General features: G+C 35.1%; 17 protein-coding genes, 1 riboswitch and 2 other annotated features. Of the genes, 13 read left to right on the forward strand and 4 right to left on the reverse strand.

Annotated elements, in window-relative coordinates:
- Nucleotides 1–113 precede the first annotated feature (113 nt).
- The 6 genes from ACQW5G_RS07180 (at nucleotide 114) to ACQW5G_RS07205 (ending at nucleotide 7165) form a co-directional block, all read left to right on the forward strand.
- Complete coding sequence (locus ACQW5G_RS07180) at nucleotides 114–1475, forward strand: FAD-dependent oxidoreductase (protein WP_429970775.1); 1362 nt, start codon at nucleotides 114–116, stop codon at nucleotides 1473–1475.
- Between the two features lie 171 nt (nucleotides 1476–1646).
- Nucleotides 1647–2825, forward strand: coding sequence for an aminotransferase class I/II-fold pyridoxal phosphate-dependent enzyme (locus tag ACQW5G_RS07185; protein ID WP_429970776.1), 1179 nt, complete (start codon nucleotides 1647–1649; stop codon nucleotides 2823–2825).
- Nucleotides 2826–2958: 133 nt separating this feature from the next.
- On the forward strand, nucleotides 2959–4128 hold the full coding sequence (locus ACQW5G_RS07190) for a hydroxymethylglutaryl-CoA synthase (protein WP_429970777.1): 1170 nt from the start codon (nucleotides 2959–2961) through the stop codon (nucleotides 4126–4128).
- Between the two features lie 184 nt (nucleotides 4129–4312).
- On the forward strand, nucleotides 4313–5608 hold the full coding sequence (locus ACQW5G_RS07195) for a solute carrier family 23 protein (RefSeq protein WP_429971904.1): 1296 nt from the start codon (nucleotides 4313–4315) through the stop codon (nucleotides 5606–5608).
- A 124-nt stretch (nucleotides 5609–5732) separates the two neighbouring features.
- Complete coding sequence (locus tag ACQW5G_RS07200) at nucleotides 5733–6428, forward strand: amino acid ABC transporter permease (RefSeq protein ID WP_429970778.1); 696 nt, start codon at nucleotides 5733–5735, stop codon at nucleotides 6426–6428.
- Entirely contained in the window at nucleotides 6428–7165 is a 738-nt protein-coding gene (locus ACQW5G_RS07205) for an amino acid ABC transporter ATP-binding protein (RefSeq protein ID WP_429970779.1), read from the forward strand. Before ACQW5G_RS07200 ends, ACQW5G_RS07205 begins: the two co-directional genes overlap by 1 nt.
- 32 nt (nucleotides 7166–7197) lie before the next feature.
- On the opposite strand, the gene ACQW5G_RS07210 is transcribed toward ACQW5G_RS07205, so the two are convergent.
- Nucleotides 7198–7887 (reverse strand): hypothetical protein, encoded by a 690-nt coding sequence (locus ACQW5G_RS07210; protein ID WP_429970780.1) that lies wholly within the window; start codon nucleotides 7885–7887, stop codon nucleotides 7198–7200.
- Nucleotides 7888–7972: 85 nt separating this feature from the next.
- A riboswitch (SMK box riboswitch) is annotated at nucleotides 7973–8055 on the forward strand.
- Here ACQW5G_RS07210 and metK point away from each other — a divergent pair.
- The gene (gene metK / locus ACQW5G_RS07215; protein WP_429970781.1) at nucleotides 8053–9243 is read left to right on the forward strand and encodes a methionine adenosyltransferase; all 1191 of its coding nucleotides are present in this window, start codon (nucleotides 8053–8055) and stop codon (nucleotides 9241–9243) included. Its footprint overlaps the riboswitch before it by 3 nt.
- A 57-nt stretch (nucleotides 9244–9300) precedes the next feature.
- Nucleotides 9301–10761, forward strand: coding sequence for an MDR family MFS transporter (locus ACQW5G_RS07220; protein WP_429970782.1), 1461 nt, complete (start codon nucleotides 9301–9303; stop codon nucleotides 10759–10761).
- Here the strand turns inward: ACQW5G_RS07220 and ACQW5G_RS07225 are convergent.
- Nucleotides 10758–11318, reverse strand: a complete 561-nt coding sequence (locus tag ACQW5G_RS07225; RefSeq protein ID WP_429970783.1) for a class I SAM-dependent methyltransferase — start codon at nucleotides 11316–11318, stop codon at nucleotides 10758–10760. The two genes, ACQW5G_RS07220 and ACQW5G_RS07225, sit on opposite strands and share 4 nt — an antisense overlap.
- Before the next feature lie 79 nt (nucleotides 11319–11397).
- Nucleotides 11398–11603 (forward strand) — a binding site (T-box leader).
- Between the two features lie 55 nt (nucleotides 11604–11658).
- On the opposite strand from ACQW5G_RS07225, the gene leuS reads away from it, so the two are divergent.
- Nucleotides 11659–14079 (forward strand): leucine--tRNA ligase, encoded by a 2421-nt coding sequence (gene leuS, locus ACQW5G_RS07230; protein WP_429970784.1) that lies wholly within the window; start codon nucleotides 11659–11661, stop codon nucleotides 14077–14079.
- Nucleotides 14080–14133: 54 nt separating this feature from the next.
- On the forward strand, nucleotides 14134–15816 hold the full coding sequence (locus ACQW5G_RS07235) for a putative polysaccharide biosynthesis protein (RefSeq protein WP_429970785.1): 1683 nt from the start codon (nucleotides 14134–14136) through the stop codon (nucleotides 15814–15816).
- 36 nt (nucleotides 15817–15852) lie between these two features.
- On the opposite strand, the gene ACQW5G_RS07240 is transcribed toward ACQW5G_RS07235, so the two are convergent.
- On the reverse strand, nucleotides 15853–16689 hold the full coding sequence (locus ACQW5G_RS07240; RefSeq protein ID WP_429970786.1) for an NAD(P)H-hydrate dehydratase: 837 nt from the start codon (nucleotides 16687–16689) through the stop codon (nucleotides 15853–15855).
- Between the two features lie 87 nt (nucleotides 16690–16776).
- On the opposite strand from ACQW5G_RS07240, the gene pepV reads away from it, so the two are divergent.
- From pepV to ACQW5G_RS07255, 3 genes are all read left to right on the forward strand, one after another.
- Entirely contained in the window at nucleotides 16777–18180 is a 1404-nt protein-coding gene (gene pepV / locus ACQW5G_RS07245) for a dipeptidase PepV (RefSeq protein WP_429970787.1), read from the forward strand.
- Between the two features lie 52 nt (nucleotides 18181–18232).
- Nucleotides 18233–18461, forward strand: a binding site (T-box leader).
- Between the two features lie 47 nt (nucleotides 18462–18508).
- The gene (locus tag ACQW5G_RS07250; protein ID WP_429970788.1) at nucleotides 18509–19345 is read left to right on the forward strand and encodes a MetQ/NlpA family ABC transporter substrate-binding protein; all 837 of its coding nucleotides are present in this window, start codon (nucleotides 18509–18511) and stop codon (nucleotides 19343–19345) included.
- Nucleotides 19346–19357: 12 nt separating this feature from the next.
- Nucleotides 19358–20506 carry an ArgE/DapE family deacylase gene (locus ACQW5G_RS07255; protein WP_429970789.1) on the forward strand — a complete coding sequence of 383 codons (1149 nt, stop codon included), beginning with the start codon at nucleotides 19358–19360 and terminating at the stop codon, nucleotides 20504–20506.
- A gap of 31 nt (nucleotides 20507–20537) precedes the next feature.
- On the opposite strand, the gene ACQW5G_RS07260 is transcribed toward ACQW5G_RS07255, so the two are convergent.
- Complete coding sequence (locus tag ACQW5G_RS07260) at nucleotides 20538–21170, reverse strand: deoxynucleoside kinase (protein WP_429970790.1); 633 nt, start codon at nucleotides 21168–21170, stop codon at nucleotides 20538–20540.
- Between the last annotated feature and the right edge of the window lie 85 nt (nucleotides 21171–21255).

The following is a 21255-nucleotide window of genomic DNA, read 5'->3' on the forward strand; positions in this document are numbered from 1 at the left end:
TTTTGTTAAATTAGGCTTGCCAAAGACTATTGTTACAATTTATAATAATTATAAATTGAATCAGTCCTTCGGGATAAAATTTTGTGTGATTTGATTATTAGAGGAGGAACAAAATGAAAGTAGCAGTTGTAGGTTCATCACATGGTGGTTTTGAAACAGTTAGGGGAGTATTACATGATTTTCCTAATGCAGAAATTGATTGGTATGAAAAAGGAGATTTCGTTTCATTTCTATCATGTGGAATTGAATTATATCTCCAAAATGTTGTAAAAGATGTAAATAGTGTTAGTTACGCCACAATTGATGGTATGGAAGCGAAGGGTGTTCACGTCCACATTAATTCTGAAGTCGCAAGCATTAATCCAGCAGAACACAGCATTAAGGTAGTTGATGTAAATAACGGACAAACTACAGAAAGCAAATATGATAAATTAGTTCTTTCAGTTGGAGCAGTTCCATTTGAATTACCAGTTCCAGGAAAGGAATTAGGCAATATTTATGCAATGCGTGGACGCGACTGGGCTATTTTATTAAAACAAGCAGAAGTTAATCCAGACATTAAGAATGTAACTGTTATTGGATCAGGTTATATTGGAATTGAAGCAGCAGAATCATTTGCCAAAGCTGGTAAAAAAGTTACGATCATTGATCAAAATCCAACTATTTTGGGAACTTACTTAGATCCAGAATTTACTGATATTTTGACTACTGAATTAGTAGATAACGGTTTAAGTGTTAAAAATGATCAATCGGTTAAAGAATTTATTGGTAATGATAAAGGAATGGTTTCTGGGGTTATTACAACAACTGGAGAAACTATTCCAACTGATTTGGTTATTGAAGCAGCAGGAATTCGTCCAGCAACAGAATGGCTTAAAGATACAGTTAAGTTAGACAACCATGGTTTAATTGTTACCGATGAATATCAAGAAACTAGTCAACCAGATATTTTTGCAGTTGGGGATGCAACCGAAATTGAATTTGCACCAACTGGAACTAAAAAATTAATTGCTTTAGCTCCTAATGCTCGGAAACAAGGACGTTCAGCTGCTTATAACTTAATGGAAAAACGCCGTAAAACCACTGCTGTGTCAGGATCATCCGCACTTCATGTTTATAGTTATAAATTTGCCTCAACTGGACTTAAAGATGTAACAGCTAAACAAATGAATCTAGATGTTGCTTCTGTATACATTACGGATACTAAAGTGCCACCATTTGTTCCAGCTGAAGATAATGCTAAAGTTTATTTCAAATTAACTTATGATCCTCGGACTCGTGAAGTTATGGGAGCTCAAATCATGTCTAAAATGGATGTAACAGCAAATATTAATGCTATTTCGCTAGCTATCCAACAACACATGACAATTGATGATTTGGCCTATGCTGATTTCTTCTTTCAACCAGGCTTTGATCGTCCTTGGAGTGTAATGAATATTGCAGCTCAAAAAGCACAAGATCAATTAGCTAAATAATTTATGGGAACTCTATTTTCGGGTAGGGTTCTTTTATTTAGATGAAATCTTAACAAAAAATATTTTTATGGGTAAAAATTGCAGTATTTTATTGAAATTTGAGTGGATTACACGTATCATTGTAAATAATTACAGTTGTTTTAAAATTATAGACAGATAAGGGAGCCACTCATGCCAAAATTAAATGCTAGACTTAGTGAAACTTACAACCATACCCTCTCACAAATTACACCATCAAGAATTCGTTCATTTTCTTTGAAAATTAGCGATGTTCCTGATTTAATCAGTTTAAATGTGGGGGAACCAGGTTTTGATACTCCTGAACACATTAAAAATGCCGCTATCGAAAGTATTAAAGAAAATAAATCACATTATTCTCCTCAACCAGGTTGGATGGAATTACGTGAATCAATTAGCCGTTATGTGAAGAAACGAATTGATATTGATTATGATGCAGCTACTGAAGTGATTGTCACTGATGGAGCCACAGAAGCTTTATCAAGTACCTTCTTAGGAACTGTTAATGAAGGCGATAAAGTTATCGTACCAATGCCTGCATATCCTGCTTATGTTTCTGTTATTGAAATGGCTCATGGGGTTGTAGTTCCAGTTGATACTTCAGCCGATGCTTTTAAACTAACTGCTAAAAAATTAGAAGAAACTTTAAAAGCTAATCCAGACGTTAAATCAATTATTTTAAATTACCCAACTAACCCAACTGGAGTTGAATACTCAGCTCAAGAAATTGCTGATTTAGCTCGTGTAATTGAAGCACATGGAATTTTAGCTATCTCTGATGAAATTTACGCTGAATTAACTTATGAAATGGCCCATACTTCAATTGCTCAATACATTCCTGAAAGTACTGTATTGATTAATGGCGTATCAAAATCACATGCAATGACTGGTTGGAGATTAGGTTACATTACTGGTCCTGCTGAAATTATCAAAAACATTAACAAAGTTCATGGTTATCTTGTAACATCACCATCAAATCCTGCTCAATATGGTGCAATTGAAGCCCTTGATAATGGTTTCGATGATGCTAAACCAATGTTAAAACAATATCGTGAACGTCGTGATATTGTAGCGGATGCTTTACGTAAAGTGGGCTTTGATGTGATTAGTCCAGATGGTGCCTTCTATATTTTTGCTAAGATGCCAGCTAAATTCAACGAAACTTCAGAAGAATTTGCTTTACGTCTTGCTAATGAAGCTCACGTTGGTGTAACCCCAGGAGACGCCTTTGGTGAAAGTGGTCAAGGATACATCAGAATCTCTTATGCAGCTGATCTTGATGAAATCAAAGAAGCAATGAAACGAGTTACTAAATTTGTAAACGAAAACTAATTCTAAAAGACTGATGATTAATTTCATCAGTCTTTTTTTGTAACTTTAAGTTAAAAATGCTTTAATAGCCTTTGCTAATGTGGTGTAAAACGATACACTTATACTATAAAAACAATTAAGGTGGAGCGATAAAATGAACGTTGGAATTGATAAAATAGGATTTTTTACTCCTAATTACTATGTTGATATGGTCGATTTAGCTCATGCTAGAAATGATGATCCCAATAAATATTTAATTGGAATTGGTCAAACAGAACAAGCGGTAATTCCGAATACTCAAGATACAGTTGCAATGGCTGCCAATGCTGCGGTACAAATTCTTGATGATGACAACCGAGACAAAATTAGTTTGATTATTTTAGGAACTGAAACTGGAATTGATAATTCAAAATCAGGAGCAATTTACCTTCAAAACTTACTTGGATTGAGTCGGCATGCAAGAGCTTTTGAAATCAAACAAGCCTGTTATGGTGCAACAGCAGGAATTCAAATGGCTAAAGATTTTGTTAATCTTCATCCAGATCAACAAGCATTAGTTGTGGGTGCGGATGTTGCTAGATATGGAGTAGAGACACCGGGTGAAGTTACCCAAGGTGGGGGAGCAGTAGCAATGACAATTGCAGCTAATCCTGAAATTATGAAATTAAGTAAAAATAGCAGTGTTTATTCAGATGATATTATGGACTTCTGGCGTCCAATGGATCGAACTGAAGCGTTAGTTGATGGTCACTATTCAAATGATATTTACCAACAATTTTTTGTAAAGACAATTCATGATTATCTTGAAACTAATGATATGCAATTAACTGATTTACAAGCCCTTGTTTTTCATTTGCCTTATACCAAAATGGGTCTGAAAGGGCTTCGTGAAATTTTACCAGAAGTAGATGAAGCCAAACAAAAGAGTTTGTTAAACGAGTTTGAAGCTAGCCGGGTATATAGTAAACGGGTAGGTAATCTTTATACGGGATCACTTTACTTGAGTTTATTATCATTGTTGGATAATTCAACTGACCTTAAAGTAGGGGATCAAATTGGTATTTTCAGTTATGGTTCAGGTGCTCAAGGTGAATTTTATACGGGTGAATTACAAGCTGGTTTTAAGAATCCCATTCGTAAAGCAAATATGGAAAAGATGCTCGATAGTCGGACCCGTTTATCCGTTTCAGAATATGAAACGATGCTTAATCAATGGCCAAAATTGGATGCTGGAGATTATACATTAGACGTGAAAAATGATAAAGCTGAATTTACTTTTAACGGTGTTTCCGAAAGTAAACGCCAATATCAGAGTAAAAATTAAGAATTGACTTTTAATTATAATTATCATATATTGGATACAATAATAAATCTTTAAGACCGTCCAGAGAGACAGCAAGATTTTAGTCGAGTGTGCAACTTCAAAAGAGAGACTAAAAGACTACCGTCAACTGGCGGTAGTCTTTTTTGCATAATTAGGGGGAAATAATTTGAGTAAAGAAAACGACATGGTATTGGATATCCATGATAAGCCCAGTGGAATTAAATGGATTGGATTATCATTGCAACACATGTTTTCAATGTTCGGAAGTACAGTGATTGTTCCATTATTAGTAGGATTGAGTCCTAGTATTGCATTATTTGCATCTGGAATTGGAACTTTACTTCACATCTTAATCACTAAGGGTAAAATTCCCGCTTACATGGGTTCAAGTTTTGCTTTCATTACTCCAATGGTTGCTTTAATGAAGACAACCGGAATTTCTGGAGTTCAACAAGGGGTTATTGCAGTTGGGGTAGTCTATTTAATCGTTGCCATGTTAGTTTGGATGCTTGGAACGAAATGGATTGATAAATTACTTCCCCCAATCGTTGTTGGACCAATTGTCGTTGTTATTGGTTTATCACTTGCTGGGGCTGCGGCTAAAGATGCTATGATGACATCAAGTGGTCATTACAGTTTGATGTACTTTATGATTGCCATGGCAACCTTATTCTTAGCCATCTTCTTCAATATGAAATTGAAGGGCTTTCTTGGGATGATTCCAGTTCTATTAGCGATTGTCTGTGGTTACTTAATCTCAATGGCTTGTGGCCTAGTTGATTTACATGCTATTGCATCCGCACCATGGTTTAAAGTTCCGGCTTTTGAGTTACTTGGAACTGAAAAAGGATTCCATTTGGAATGGAATGCAATCCTAGTTATGGCACCAATTGCGTTCGTTACCATGACTGAACATATGGGTCACTTAATGGTTCTAGGTGAATTAACTCACCGTAATTTCTTTAAAGATCCCGGTTTGAACCGGACTTTAGCTGGTGATGGTGCTGCTTCCTTGATGGCTGGTATTTTAGGTGGACCTGCTGTAACTAGTTATGGTGAAAACATCGGAGTTATGGCTATTACTAAAGTTTACAGTGTGTACGTTATCGTTGGGGCTGCCATCTTTGCAATGATTTTTGCCTTTGTTAACAAATTAAACGTTTTGATTATGCAAATGCCATTACCAGTAATTGGTGGAATTAGTTTCTTACTATTTGGAACGATTGCCGCTAGTGGTATCAAGGTTATGGTTGATGATCATCTTGATTTAAACAAAAAACGTAATTTAATGATTGCCTCAGTAGTTCTTGTAATTGGAGTAGGTAATGCATATCTTCAAATTGGGAGTTTCCAATTCACTGGGGTTGCTCTTGCAACTGTGATTGGAATTGTTTTAAACTTAGTTCTTCCTGATGAAGATGATAATAAAGTTTCACCTGAAAAAGAAGCAATTGACGCTGATACAACAGATACAATTTAATAATAATTAAGAGACGCAATTCAAATTGAATTGCGTCTTTTTTACTTATATAAGTTAAGTTGTGGAAAAAAAGTAAGTGTTTCGCTATAATAAAAGAAAATAAACTTTATTAGGAGATTTTAAAATGTGGGATATTGTCATTTCAGCATTGCCTAAATTACTTGAAGCAATGATTAAATACACAATTCCGCTCACGTTACTTTCTTTTGCATTTGGAATGGTAATTGCGGTAATTGTTGCATTAATTAAATTTTTAAATCCAAAGATAAATGGATTATTGCTGTTTTTATGGAAATTATTACGTTTAATAGCTAATTTTTATGTGTGGGCTTTTCGTTCGACACCGCTACTAGTTCAATTATTTATAATTTTCTTTGGACTCCCAGCAGCTGGAATTAAGCTTCCAGCTTTTACTGCTGCCATTATTGGCTTTTCGCTTAACACCGGGGCTTACGCTTCGGAAACAATTCGTTCAGCCCTCATGTCAGTGAATAAGGATCAATGGGATGCAGCGTATACGTTAGGCTTCAGTACGCCCCAAACTTTATGGAGAATTGTTATGCCGCAAGCTTTTCGGGTTGTTTTACCACCATTATCAAATGAGTTTATTGGTTTAGTTAAGGATACTTCTTTGGCCAGTACAATTACGATTGCCGAAATGTTTCAAATTAGTCAACAATATGCCGCACAAAATTATCAACCATTATTAATGTATATCGAAGTAGCAGCATTATACGCTGTTTTATGTACTATTCTCAGTTTCTTACAACACTACTTAGAAAAACGCTCCTCACGATATATGAAAGGAGACGAAGCATAATGCTAAAGATTGAAAATATTAAAAAGTATTTTGGAAAAAAAGAAGTTTTAAAGGGAATTACAACTGAATTTCCAAAGGGAAAAACGACTGTGATTGTTGGGCCTTCCGGATCAGGAAAAACCACTTTATTACGTTCATTAGATATGTTAGTTATTCCTAACTCGGGAATTCTTGATTTCGATGAATTAAAGTTAGATTTTTCAGAACCTATTTCTGCTAAGGAAAATCGAGAGCTTCGTGATAAAACCAGTATGGTATTTCAAAATTGGAATTTATTTCCCAATTTAACTATTTTACAAAATATTACTGAAGCCCCAATATATGTTCATCATATTGATAAAAAACAAGCTGAAAAAGAAGCTCATGAATTGTTAAAAGAAGTTGGACTTGATGAATATGCGAATTATTATCCCAATGAGTTATCTGGGGGACAACAACAGCGGATTTCAATTTGTCGTGCGTTAGCAGTTAAGCCTGAATACATTTTGTTAGACGAACCTACCAGTGCACTAGATCCAGAAAGTGAAAATAATATTTTAAAAATGGTGAGTCGTTTATCTAAAGAAGGACAATCCATGATTATGGTAACGCACAATATGCAATGTGCGAAAGATGTTGCTGATAAGATTCTTTTTGTCGAAAATGGAACAGTAGAATTTGATGGATTAAAAGAGCAATTCTTTAATGAACCATCAACTCGAGTTAAAGAATTTTTACAAGGAATATCATTAAAATAACAAAAAAGACTTGGAAATTTTTCCAAGTCTTTTTAAATAAACGCAATTATAGCTATGGCAAAGAACGCTAGTAAACTTAAATCTAATTTTTCTTTGCGCATAAATATTTGGCCACCATAAGAAATTAACATTAAAATAATTAAAATGAAGGCTTTAATTAAAGTGAAATTAGCTAAAATCAAGCCCGCAAATAAGATCAAAAAGATAATATTAATTGGATTAGCCATTTCAGATTTAAAATGAAGATTGTAAAATAAAAAATAAAGGGTCACGAGAATTCCAACATTTAAAATGATAGTTTGTTCTAAATATTGCCGACTCATGTAGTTAATGGCTGTAACTGGCACAACAGCATTAACCAATGAAAAACAGAATAAACCATAATAGTTTCTAATTTGCATTTTGGGAACCCGAACCAGAATGTTGACGATTCCAATTAAAATAATTGAAAGCGTAATAACTAAAGGAAATGCACCTAAAACAGATAGGAGAATAGGGACAATACTTAATCCTAAAGTATAACGGCCATCCTTATTGCTAACCATTAGATAGGCTTCAGTAGCCCAACAAAGTTCGCAGATCATTAAATTAAATGATTTATTAAATGGATCAGTTAGTTGATGCTTAGCTGCTAAGTTCCAAACTAAAATTGTAAAGAATACAAAAACAATTCCTTTTAAAATAGATATGAATCGTTTATTTTCCAATAAGTAATTTTTCATGTTATTACCTCACTATTATTATTAATATTAGTGTACTTTGTTGATTGGTTCAACTACTTATTTTTCGTCAGGTATGATAGGATATAAGAGTTATAAGTGTATTCCCGATAGGATTCACAATTGTGTGAAGAAGCCTTGTAACCAAACAATTAGGGGGAATTTAAAATGTCAGAAAAACATTTGTTTACTTCTGAATCAGTTTCAGAAGGACATCCAGATAAGATTGCTGATCATATTAGTGATGCAGTTTTGGATGCAATTTTAGCTAAGGATCCACATGCTAGAGTAGCTTGTGAGACATCTGTAGCAACAGGATTAGTTTTAGTTTTTGGAGAAATCTCAACTACTGCTTACGTAAATATTCGTCAAATCGTAAAGGATACGATTGCCAAAATTGGGTATAATCATCCTGAATACGGTTTTGATGCTAATAGTGTAGCTGTATTGGTTTCTATCAATGAACAATCACCAGATATTGCCCAAGGGGTTAACGAGTCTGATGAGGTGAAAAATGGTGCCTCAGATCCATTAGATCAAATTGGTGCTGGTGACCAGGGAATTATGTTTGGCTATGCCATTGATGAAACGCCAGAACTAATGCCACTTCCAATTTCTTTAGCACATCACTTAATGCAAAAAATTGCTAAAGTGCGTAAGAGTAATGAATTGACCTACTTACGTCCTGATGCAAAAGCCGAAGTAACGGTAGAATATGACGAAAATGATAAACCATTTAGAGTTGACACAGTGGTTTTGAGTACCCAACATGATCCAGATGTTACTCAAGCCCAAATTAAAAAAGATGTTATTGAACATGTCATTAAAACTACTATTCCAGCTGAATATCTTGATGAAAATACTAAGTATTTAATTAACCCAACTGGTAAATTCGTCATTGGGGGACCAAATGGTGATGCCGGTTTAACTGGTCGTAAGATTATTGTTGATACTTATGGTGGTTCTGCTCATCATGGTGGTGGAGCCTTCTCAGGGAAAGACGCTACCAAAGTTGATCGTTCCGCTAGTTATGCAGCTCGATACATTGCAAAAAACATTGTAGCTGCGGGCATTGCTCATCGAATTGAAATTCAATTGGCATATGCAATTGGAGTTGCTGAACCAGTTTCTATCGAAGTGAATACTTTTGGAACTTCAAAATACAGTGATGACCAAATTATCAAAGCTATTCGTAAGTTCTTTGATTTACGTCCAGCTGGAATTATTAAAATGTTAGATTTACAACGACCAATTTATGAACAAACTTCAACTTATGGTCACTTTGGAAGAACCGATATTGATCTTCCTTGGGAACATACAGATAAGGTAAATGATTTAAAAGAATTTTTTAATGCATAGTAAAAAAGACGACCTCTCTGGTCGCTTTTTTATTTGCCAGATAGGGGAAACGAAAGAATGAAACGAAAGACAACTAACGTAAAAATTGTAACAATTGCACTCTTTATTGCTACTTTCATGAGTGCAGTCGAAGGAACAATTGTTTCAACGGCGATGCCAACCATTGTAGGTGATTTACATGGGGTTTCGTTAATGAACTGGGTCTTCTCAATTTTCTTATTAACGAATGCGATTGCAACTCCAATTTACGGTAAATTAGCAGATCAATTGGGACGTAAAAATGTCTTTATTTTTGGAGTCTTGGTCTTTACGTTAGGTTCAATGCTTTCTGGGATGTCGAATAGTATGGAAACTTTAATTATCTGGCGTGCTGTTCAAGGGGTTGGAGCCGGGGTAATTATGCCTGTTTCGTTCACAATTGTAGCAGATATGTATCCATTTCAAAAACGAGCTGAAGTAGTTGGACTACTAGGATCAGCTTGGGGAATTGCTTCGATTGTGGCACCGTTATTAGGTGGATTTATTGTTGATAATTTATCCTGGCATTGGGTCTTCTTTGTTAATGTTCCCATTGGAATCATTACAATGATTTTGACAGCTGTTTTCTTGGTTGAACCAAAGCATACCCAAAAGAGTAAGATCGATTATGGTGGAGTAGGTTTAATTGCGGTATTCTTGCTTTCTGTAATGTACATGTTCCAAATTTTAGGGGAAAAATTAAATTGGACAATGATTGTAATTTGTTTGTTAGTTGCAATTGTTTCCGGATACTTATTTGTTAAGCAAGAAAAACGGGTTTCTGACCCAATTATCCCATTAGATATGTTCAAGAATCGGACCTTTGTCACGCAAAACTTAATTGCTGCTTTAATCAGTGGATTTATCTTTGGGTACGAAGTTTACTTGCCAGATTGGACACAGGGGATTTTAGGATTGAAAGCTACGATGGCTGGTTTTGCAATCACACCGAGTTCTGTCTTATGGATGTTAGGTTCATTTTGGACTGGTAAATTATTGACCAAATATTCACCAAAACAGATTATGAACTTTAGTTTTATCTTCATCGCCTTTGGTGCAATTGTTTCGGTCTTGTTACCAATTTCAACACCATTCTGGTTTTTCTTCATTCTTTCTGGAATTATGGGTATTGGTTTTGGAATTTGCATTACAACTTCTTCCGTTACAGTGCAAAATGAAGTTTCAAAAGATCGTATTGGGGTAGCTTCTTCATTTAATACTTTGAGTCGTACGTTAGGGCAAACTTTAATGATTTCGGTTTTTGGAATTGTTTTGAATAAATCAATGGCGGATGGTGTTGCAAGTCATCCGAAAGCTAACATGAATTTGATGGATCAATTAATTAATCCCCAGACAGCACAAAAGCTAGGTAGTGAGATTCTACCTAGCTTACGTGAGATTTTATATCATTCAATTCATAATGTATTAGTGGTCGCTTTACTATTAGTCATTGCAGCCTTTATTGTTAATTGCTTTGACCGAAAAAAGAAAAATAATTAACGTTTTTGTAAGGCCAATAAAATGGGTGGTTCATGAATTTGATTGATGAACTGATATTGCAACACGTTATAAACATGTTGATCAAGTGATTGAGCGAATTGTAAAATTCGCTCTTTTTCTTTTTCGCCACCAGGATGACCGTAATAAACCACAAGAATAATGACACCATTCTTTTTAAGCTGTTGCATAATTGATTGCACGGACTCGAGGGTGGTAGTTGGTTTGGTTACGATAGAATGGTCTCCAGCAGGTAAATAGCCAAGGTTGAAAATAGCTGCGGTAATCGGTTCTGTAACGTATTTAGTTACGTTTTCATGACCATCATTAATAACGGTCGTTTGCTTACGGACATTATTATTATCAATTAATTGTTGGGTTAGCTCAACTGCTTTAGCCTGAATATCAAAACCATAGACATGGCCTTTTTTACCAACCAATTGGGCTAAAAAGAGGGTATCGTTTCCTTTACCAGCAGTGGCATCGATAACTGTGTCACCTGGTTGAACGATCTCTTTTAACAAAGTATGACTAAAATTTAGAGCTGATTGTAATTTCAAAATTTTCACCTTCCTTTTCTTATTATAGCAGTGGTAGGACTTGTTTTTTTAGCCTAAATTTGGTAATCTTACATTAATAAAAAAATTGCTGATGTGAATTAGTAGGATTGATTAATCTTTCAGAAACCAAGTGGCTACTGTGAACTTGGAGTTAAGATATTACGAACTTCTCACTGAAATTTAACTGAAACGAGTAAGTTAAACGTTTTTCCACGTTATGGATTTAGAGAGTCTAGACTTGTTTGTCTAGGAATTTAGGTGGTACCGCGGAACTTCGTCCTATGGAATTATTGTAATTCTATGGGATTTTTTTATTGGCAAAATTTAAGGAGTGAATATTATGGCTTACGATCACACGAAAGTGGAAAAGAAATGGCAACACTACTGGGAAGAAAACAAAACTTTCCGTACTAGTGATAAAACTGAAAAAGAAAAATATTATGTATTAGATATGTTCCCTTATCCATCAGGTCAAGGACTTCACGTTGGCCATCCTGAAGGTTATACAGCTACAGATATTATGGCTCGATTCGAACGGATGCAGGGTAAAAACGTGCTTCATCCAATTGGTTGGGATGCTTTTGGTCTTCCAGCAGAACAATATGCAATGAAGACGGGACACAATCCCCGTGAATTTACTAACCAAAACATTGATAATTTCCGTCGTCAAATTAAATCATTAGGTTTTTCTTATGATTGGGATCGTGAAGTTAATACAACTGATCCTAAGTACTACAAATGGACGCAATGGATTTTCGAAAAACTTTACGAAAAAGGTTTAGCTTACGAAGATGAAATTGAAGTTAACTGGGCTCCTGATTTGATGGGTGGAACTGTTGTTGCTAACGAAGAAGTTGTGAATGGTAAGACTGAACGTGGAGGTTTCCCCGTTTATCGTAAACCAATGAAACAATGGGTGCTTCGGATTACTGCTTACGCTGACCGTTTAATCGATGATCTTGATGACGTTGATTGGCCAGAAAGTGTTAAACAAATGCAACGTAACTGGATTGGTCGTTCAGTTGGTGCAAGCATTAAGTTCAATGTTGACGAACATGAAGATCAACAAATCGAAGTATTCTCAACGCGTGCTGACACTTTATTTGGTGCTACTTACCTAGTATTAGCTCCTGAAAGTGACATTGTTGATAAAATTGTTACCCCAGAACAAAAAGATGCAATTGATGCTTACCGTAAGAAAATTGCTTCTAAATCAGACCTTGAAAGAACTGATTTAAACAAAGATAAATCTGGTGTATTTACTGGTGCCTACGCAATCAATCCTGTAAATGGGGCTAAACTTCCAATCTGGATTGGTGATTACGTACTTTCATCATATGGTACTGGTGCCATTATGGCCGTTCCTGCACATGATGATCGTGATTACGAATTTGCTAAGAAATTTGATTTACCAATCATTCCAGTTATCGAAGGTGGCGACATCGAAAAAGCACCATACACAGGTGATGGTGTCCACATTAACTCTGGTTTCTTAGATGGATTAGGTAAAAAGGAAGCCATTGCTAAAATGATTGACTGGCTTCAAGAACACAATGCTGGTGACAAGAAGGTTAACTACAAACTTCGTGACTGGATTTTCTCACGCCAACGTTACTGGGGTGAACCAATTCCAGTTATTCATTGGGAAGATGGTGAAACTTCACTTGTTCCAGAAAACGAACTTCCATTACGTTTACCAAAAGCAGATGACATCAAACCATCAGGGACTGGTGAAAGTCCATTAGCTAACCTTACTGACTGGGTAAATGTTACCGATAAAAATGGTCGTAAAGGTAAACGTGAAACTAACACTATGCCACAATGGGCTGGTAGTTCATGGTACTACTTGAGATATATTGATCCTAAGAACGACAAAATGCTTGCTGATCCTAAAAAACTTGATTACTGGCTTCCAATTGATCTTTACGTTGGTGGTGCAGAACATGCCGTGCTTCACTTGCTTTACGCTCGTTTCTGGCACAAGTTCCTTTATGATTTAGGAGTTGTTCCTACTAAAGAACCATTCCAAAAATTAGTTAACCAAGGGATGATTCTTGGAACTAACCATGAAAAGATGTCTAAATCAAAGGGTAACGTGGTTAACCCAGATGATATCGTTAATGAATATGGTGCAGATACACTTCGTCTTTACGAAATGTTTATGGGTCCTTTGACTGAATCAAAACCATGGAGTACCGAAGGAATTGTTGGTGCTAACCGTTGGATTAAACGGGTTTGGAGAATGTATCTTAACGATGATAACTCAGCTAGTGACATGTTAGTTGATAATAATGACGGTAAACTAGACAAGATTTACAATCAAACTGTTAAGAAGGTTACGGATGACATCGAAAAGATGCGTTTTAATACTGCAATTTCACAAATGATGGTTTTCGTAAATGAAGTTTACAAGAACAAACAACTTCCAAAACGTTATGCTGAAGGATTCATCAAGCTTCTTTCACCAATCACACCTCATATGGCTGAGGAATTATGGCAACAATTGGGTCACAAAGATACCATTGCCTATGCTGAATGGCCAACTTTTGATGAAAGTAAATTGCAAGATAGTGAAGTTCAAATGGTTATCCAAGTTAATGGTAAAGTTCGTGCTAGAATTACAGTGCCAACTGGTACTTCAAAAGAAGACATTGAAAAAATTGCTCTAGAAGACGATAATATTAAAGATAACTTGCAAGATAAAACTGTAAGAAAAGTAATTGTTATTCCTAATAAGATTGTTAACATCGTTGCTAACTAAATCGAAATTCACAATTACTAAATTATAATTAATGCGTGAAAGTAGGGTATTTTTTTGAATAATGGATTTGAAGAAGATGTAATTCAAGAAGAATTACAAGCTACTGAATCTGAACGTGCCAAGGGCCAAATGCTTAAAGGCTCCGCATGGATGACGGTTGGTAGTATTTTGTCACGAATTCTAGGTGCCTTATATATTATTCCATGGCGTTTGATCTTAGGAGCATCATTGTTCCCATTAGCGAACTCTTTATATACCCAGGGATATAATATTTATAGTTTTGCTTTGATTGTAGCAGTTGCCGGAATTCCGTCAGCTATTTCAAAGCAAGTGGCACATTATAATGCTTTGAATGAGTATGGTGTTGGAGTTCAAATTTATAAAAAAGGTTTGAGCTTAGCAATTGTTATGGGAATTATTAGTGCTTTGGTACTTTGGTTTGCTGCGCCCTTATTAACCAATGGTGATAAAAATGTGATTCCAGTTATTCATTCATTAGCATGGGCTGTTTTGGTAATTCCTACCATGAGTTTAACCAGGGGATTTTTCCAAGGATATAATAATATGGCCCCATCAGCTATTTCTCAATTTGTTGAGCAGTTGGCACGAGTAATTTACATGCTATTATCAGCCTTTTTGATTTTGAATGTAATGCACGGTAGTTGGGTAGTAGCAGTTGCTCAATCTACTTTTGCTGCTTGTGTGGGTGCCATCTTTGGTTTCTTGGTTCTAGTTTGGTTCTATTGGAAAAACCGTGATTACTATCGTGGATTAGTTAAAAATAGTAACCATAAGTTATCAGTTCCAACTAACAAACTTTATGCAGAAATTATTAGTCAAGCTACTCCATTTATTATTTTGGGTGCTGGGGTAACGATTTTCTCATTAATTGACCAATTTACATTTTTCCATATTATGCGTTTTGCCACTAATTTGTCTGAAGAAGCTTTGCAGATTAACTACGCTATTTTTGCTGGTAATGCTAATAAGTTAACGATGATTATTGTTTCTTTAGCATCTTCCATTGGAATTACCGTAGTTCCGTTACTTTCAGAAGCGTTTACGAAGAAAAATAAAAAAGCATTAAAAGATTCATTTTCTAATGCTTTAGTATTATTTGAATTTGTAATGATTCCAGCTTCATTAGGAATGGCAGCCATTGCGGGTCCTTTAAATCGTACTTTCTATGGGACTGCCAACATGGACTTTAGTAGTAATGTGTTAGCATTTTCATCAATTGAATCAATTCCCATGGGATTATTTGTGGTAGTTGCCGCAATTATGCAAGGAGTCTCACAAAATAAAAAAGCAGTTAAATTGTTTGCTATTGGAACTTTAGCTAAGTTTATTACGCAATATCCATTAGTTTATTTCTTTGGGGCTTTTGGAACCTTGATGTCAACCATGATTGGATTCTTTCTGGCTAACTGGTTAATGATTAAAGCCTTAAAACAAGAGTTTGGGATGGAAGAAGATAAACTTCAATCTGAAAGTGTTTTGATTATTTTATATTCAGTAGTAATGTATTTTGCTGCACTTGCGGCAGTTTACGGATTAAATTGGATTTTTGGTTTGTTTACCACACCGTATAGTTCAATTGTAAGTTTAATTGTTACGATTATTGCTGCTGGAGTTGGTGGAATAGTTTATGCTTACTTCATGTTAAAGACTCGTGTAGCTGATCAAGTATTAGGTGCCCGGGTTGGTAGATTAAGAACTAAATTTAAAATTAAATAAAAATAAGGACTTTCCAAAGAGGAAAGTCCTTATTTGTTATGCTTCATGTTTTTTCATAAATTTAGGTAATGCTTCAGAAATCTGATGTGGTAATACCACGTACTGCTTTTTGGCCAGTTTGTCAGCAATTGCACTATGAGCGTAAACTGCTGCTAGTACTGCCTTTTCTGTATCAGCAAACTGAGCCACAAAACCACCGATAATTCCCGCTAATGTATCTCCCATACCACCGGTAGCCTGTGCAGGGGTCCCAACTGTATTAATAAAAGCTCCATCTGGAGTTAATACTTGTGTTCGGTCAGATTTTACAACTACAATTGCGCCTCGTTTTTGGAAGAATTTTTTATAAGCGGTTAGATTAGTCTTTTCATTCTGATCTACTAGCTTAATTCCAGAAAGTTTTTGCCATTCCATTTGGTGAGGAGTGAAAATGATATGTGTGTTAGGTAATTTTAAATTATTCGATGCAATTAAATCAATCGCGGATCCATCGATAATTAAAATTTGTGTTGGAGAAACAGTTCGAAAAACGGTTTGAAGAATATGTAAACTTGATTCATCGGTTCCAAGACCAGAACCGACATTGATTACGTCCATCTTAGTAATTAATGATTTCATGTTTTCACAATCGTTATAGCTCATGAACATTGCTTCTGGCAACCAACTATGTAAACTGCTTTGATTGGAAGGATCAGTGATGGTGGTCGTAAGTCCAACCCCAGAATATACAGCGCCAAGGGTACTCATGATAATTGCCCCACCATAATTTTGATTTCCACCAATGAGGGCTATTTTACCATAAGTGCCTTTAAAACTATTTTTTGGTCTAATGCGAATGGTATCTTGTAAGATTTTTTCCGTAATTTCTTTCATAGCGCTTCACCTCGAGCTTATTATAACACCGTAGTTAGGTCGTTTATGCTAAAATCACTTATATAGAGTATAAAAGGAGATTTTACAATGATTGATTGGAAAAAAGAAGCTGAAAAGTACAAAGATGATTATCTAAGTGATTTAAAAGCATTAGTTGCCATTGACAGTGCAAGAGATGTTGAACATGCAACTGATGAATTCCCGTTAGGACCTGGACCTGCTAAAGCGTTAAACCAATTTCTTGAATTCGGAAATCGTGATGGATTTACTACACACAATATTGATAATATTGTTGGATATATTGAATATGGTACAGGGGAAGACTATTTTGCCGTGTTAGGACACGCTGATACTGTTCCAGCTGGTAAAGGTTGGGATACTAATCCATTTGAACTAACAGAAAAGGATGGTAAGGTATTTGGTCGTGGAACTTCTGACGATAAAGGACCAGCCCTTGCAGCATACTATGGTCTTAAGATGTTGAAAGATAATGGAATTATGCCAAATCTTAAGATTAGACTAGTTATCGGAACTGATGAAGAAACTAATTGGACTTGTATGAAACGTTACTTTGAAGTTGAACCAGCTCCAAAAATTGGTTTCTCACCAGATGCCGAATTCCCATTGATTAATGGTGAAAAAGGTAATGTTACTTTTGAAACTAAGTTTGCTGGTAGTGATAAAGAAGGCGAAAATACTTTATTATCATTTAAATCCGGACTTAAAGAAAACATGGTTCCTAGAGAAGCTGAAGTTGAAATTAAGACGGATGATGCTGACTTTATTTCAACTAAATTTGAAGAATATTTACTTGATGTTCCTGTAACTGGTGATTATGAAAATACTCCAGAAGGAATCAAATTAGAAATGATTGGTAAAGCTGCTCATGGGATGGAACCTAAGAATGGGATTAACGCTGGAACCTACATGGCAACTTTCTTGAAACAATTCAACTTTGATGAAGCAGGAAAAAATTTCATCGCATTCATTGCTGATAAATTACATGATGATTCACGTGCGGTTAATTTAGGTCTTCAATTTACTGATGATATCATGGGAGACCTTACTATGAATGTTGGAATTATGGACTATACCCAAGCCGATGGTGGAATGGTTAATACTAACTTCAGATATCCTAAGGGAATTGAACCAGCTAAAATTGATGAACAATTAAAAAATAACGCTGCTTATTATGGGGGTAGCGTTGAAATGGATCCGGACTTCATGGTTCCACATTTTGTTGATCCAAGTGACCCATTAGTTACAACTTTAATGGACATTTACAAAGAACAAACTGGCCAAGAAGGTGCTGAACCAGAAATTGTTGGTGGTGGAACTTATGCTCGGATGATGAAACGTGGGGTAGCCTTTGGAGCCTTATTCCCAGGTGCCGAAGATACCATGCATCAAGCGAACGAATCACAACGAGTTAGTGATTTACTCCTTGCTATGTCAATTTATGGTCAATCTTTATACAATTTAACTAAATAAAACGGTTGACAATCAAAAATGTTCGGTATATAGTACTAAACAAGCAAATAGAATATTAACAGAAGAGCAGAGTACGAATTAATAGGTCTCAGAGAATTTCCGATAGGTGTGAAGGAATGGCTGATGTAATTCAGAAGATGGGCTTGGAGTTATTGTTGACGACTAATTAATCAACAACGGGGTTGTATCCGTTATCAATACCAACTTTATTAAGTTATTAAGGTTGTTTTAGTAATAAAACAGCAAATTAAGGTGGTATCACGAAAGCATTCGTCCTTTACTAGGGCGGATGCTTTTTGTGTATCTAAAATTAAGGAGTAGGAAGAAAATGAAAAAGAAAACATGGATTTGGCTTGGAATTTTAGTATTAGTTTTAGGAATTGGATATTTTAGTTTTGGTAATCATAGTAAATCAGCTAGCAAGGATACTGTTACTGTAGGTTTGATGGCTGGATCAAAACCAGAACAAGAAATCTGGCAAGAAGTTGCAAAAACTGCAAAAGACAAATATGGTTTAACGGTTAAATACAAATATTTCTCAGATTATAGTCAACCTAATGCTGCATTAACTAGTCACAGTATTGATGTTAATGCTTTCCAAAATTACCCATTTATGGATACTTGGAATCAAGCCCATCATTCAGATATTGTAGCAGTTGGCGATACCATTATTGAACCAATGAGAATTTACTCATACAAAGTTAACAAATTAGCAGATCTTAAAGATGGGGCAACAATTGCCATTCCCAACGATGCTAACAATGAATCACGTGCTTTACATGTCCTTCAAAGTGCTGGATTAATCAAACTTAATAATGATAAGTTATCTAATTTAAAATCAGTTACTGATAATCCTAAAAACTTAAATATTAAAGAAGTTGATGCTAGTCAAACTTCACGATCATTGAACGATATTGATGCAGCTGTTGTGAACGGAAACTATGCTCAGACTGCTGATTTAAACATTAAGAAAGCTATTTACACAGAACATTTCAATAAAGATTCAGAAAAATTCATTAACTTTATCGCTGCTAATAAAGCAGATAAAAATGATCCAAAAATTAAGAAATTAGTTAAAGCTTACCAAACTAAAGAAACTGCCAAAGAAATCAAGAAAGTTTCTGGTGTTAACCAACTTCCAGCATGGAATTTAAAATTAAAATAAAAGGTGATAATCATGGAAAAAACTCAGAAAATTAAAATTTTACAAGATTTAGTGAAAATTAATTCAGTAAATGGAAACGAAAGAGAAATTTCTGAGTATCTTTCTAATTTGCTAAATCAATACGGAATTAAGAATGAAATTATTCCATTTACAGATGATCCAAGCCGGTCTAATTTAATCGCAGAAATTGGAACGGGAAAATCCGACAAAGTATTCGGCCTAACTGGACATCAAGATACAGTGGCAGTTGTAGATGAACAGAAATGGAAATACCCAGCTTTTTCTGCCACTATTGATGGTGATAAATTATATGGACGTGGTGCAGCTGATATGAAAAGTGGTCTAGCTGCCGAGGTAATTGCCTTAATTGAATTAGTTGAAAATGATCAGATCCCTGATGGAAAAGTTAAATTAGTGATTACTGCTGGAGAGGAATTTGGTGCACCAGGTGCTTACAAAGTTGATCCACAGATAATTAAGAATTTAGATGCTATTCTAGTCGGAGAAGCAACTAACGGCAATGTGACTTATGCGCATTCAGGTAGTTTTAATTACCGCATTAATAGTCATGGTAAATCAGTTCATAGTTCAACTCCTGATTTAGGAATTGATGCAATCAATGGACTTGTAGCTTACATTAATGCGGAACAACAAGCTTTCTCAGATTTACCAGTTGATGATGTTTTAGGGAATGTTCAACATAGTATTACAGTAATTGAAGGGGGAAAACAGGTTAATACAATTCCTGATTCAGCCCATCTATTAGGTAATGTTCGTCCAACACCAGCATTTGGTAATATACAAGTTCGTAAATTAATTGAAGATACCATTGCTAAAATTAATTCTGAAACTGAGTTTAATTTAGAGTTTGAATTATTACATGATTTTTATCCAATTCGAACAGCTGAGGACAATGAATTTGTTCAAGATGCTAAACGAGTATCACAATCATTTTATCCAGATCGTAAAATTAAAACCTATGCCAATAATGGTGCAACCGATGCTAGCGTCTTTGTTCAATCTAATCCAGATGCCCCGGTAATTATTTTAGGTCCAGATAATGTTGGAACATCTCATCAGATTGATGAATACACTACTATCAGTAGTTATTTAAATACCATCGATATCTATCAACAGATTATTAAAGATTTCTTTGCATAAGAAAAAGGGGTTCGCTTTGCGAACTCCTTTTTTAACGGATTGTTTTTAATTTTTCATCAATCTTGTCTAATACAATTTGGGTATTATTAGGATCAATTAAATCATATTTTTGTAAATCAATTTTCATTTTTGGACTTAAATCATAATCCTTAAACCATTGTTGATAGGCAGTCCACATTTTACGATAGTATGCTTCTAGTTCAGGATTGTTATCAAATTGTTCATAATCACGACCACGTTTTTTAATTCGAGCTAAAATTGTATCGAAATCAGCATATGCATATACTAATAGGTCAGGTTTCTTTTTAGGCAATTGTTTCAATTCGTCCATCATATTGTCTAGAAGTTTTAAATAAACTTCTAGTTCAACGTCGGAAATGTTACCTTCTTTGTTATTTTGCTTGGTAAATAGGGCATCTTCATAAATTGAGCGATCAAGAATGTTATTATCATCTTTTAACGCTTTTTTTATCATTGCAAATCGTTTATTTAAAAAGTAAATTTGTAATAAGAAACCATATTGTTTCGGATCTTTGTAATAAAGCGGCAAAACCGGGTTATCACCGACTGGTTCATAAAAAGGTTTAGTACCCAGGTGATTCGAAATTTTTTCAGTTAATGTAGTCTTTCCTACACCGATCATTCCAGCAGTAATTATCACCATAAAAAACTCCTTCATTCATTAATACATTAAGTATATCATCATTCAAAAATAGTTCGAAATAATTATCAAAAAATAACTGGGGATA

This window comes from Fructilactobacillus sp. Tb1 (assembly GCF_050500285.1).
Lineage (GTDB): Bacteria > Bacillota > Bacilli > Lactobacillales > Lactobacillaceae > Fructilactobacillus.

Bases quoted from the DNA above. Each gene is read 5' to 3' on its own strand.
- ACQW5G_RS07200 (WP_429970778.1), top strand. From the start codon at position 5,733: ATGTGGGATATTGTCATTTCAGCATTGCCTAAATTACTTGAAGCAATG.
- ACQW5G_RS07185 (WP_429970776.1), top strand. From the start codon at position 1,647: ATGCCAAAATTAAATGCTAGACTTAGTGAAACTTACAACCATACCCTC.
- ACQW5G_RS07220 (WP_429970782.1), top strand. From the start codon at position 9,301: ATGAAACGAAAGACAACTAACGTAAAAATTGTAACAATTGCACTCTTT.
- ACQW5G_RS07190 (WP_429970777.1), top strand. From the start codon at position 2,959: ATGAACGTTGGAATTGATAAAATAGGATTTTTTACTCCTAATTACTAT.
- ACQW5G_RS07195 (WP_429971904.1), top strand. From the start codon at position 4,313: ATGGTATTGGATATCCATGATAAGCCCAGTGGAATTAAATGGATTGGA.
- ACQW5G_RS07240 (WP_429970786.1), bottom strand. From the start codon at position 16,689: ATGAAAGAAATTACGGAAAAAATCTTACAAGATACCATTCGCATTAGA.
- ACQW5G_RS07180 (WP_429970775.1), top strand. From the start codon at position 114: ATGAAAGTAGCAGTTGTAGGTTCATCACATGGTGGTTTTGAAACAGTT.
- ACQW5G_RS07260 (WP_429970790.1), bottom strand. From the start codon at position 21,170: ATGGTGATAATTACTGCTGGAATGATCGGTGTAGGAAAGACTACATTA.
- ACQW5G_RS07210 (WP_429970780.1), bottom strand. From the start codon at position 7,887: ATGAAAAATTACTTATTGGAAAATAAACGATTCATATCTATTTTAAAA.
- ACQW5G_RS07250 (WP_429970788.1), top strand. From the start codon at position 18,509: ATGAAAAAGAAAACATGGATTTGGCTTGGAATTTTAGTATTAGTTTTA.
- ACQW5G_RS07205 (WP_429970779.1), top strand. From the start codon at position 6,428: ATGCTAAAGATTGAAAATATTAAAAAGTATTTTGGAAAAAAAGAAGTT.
- ACQW5G_RS07255 (WP_429970789.1), top strand. From the start codon at position 19,358: ATGGAAAAAACTCAGAAAATTAAAATTTTACAAGATTTAGTGAAAATT.
- leuS (WP_429970784.1), top strand. From the start codon at position 11,659: ATGGCTTACGATCACACGAAAGTGGAAAAGAAATGGCAACACTACTGG.
- pepV (WP_429970787.1), top strand. From the start codon at position 16,777: ATGATTGATTGGAAAAAAGAAGCTGAAAAGTACAAAGATGATTATCTA.
- metK (WP_429970781.1), top strand. From the start codon at position 8,053: ATGTCAGAAAAACATTTGTTTACTTCTGAATCAGTTTCAGAAGGACAT.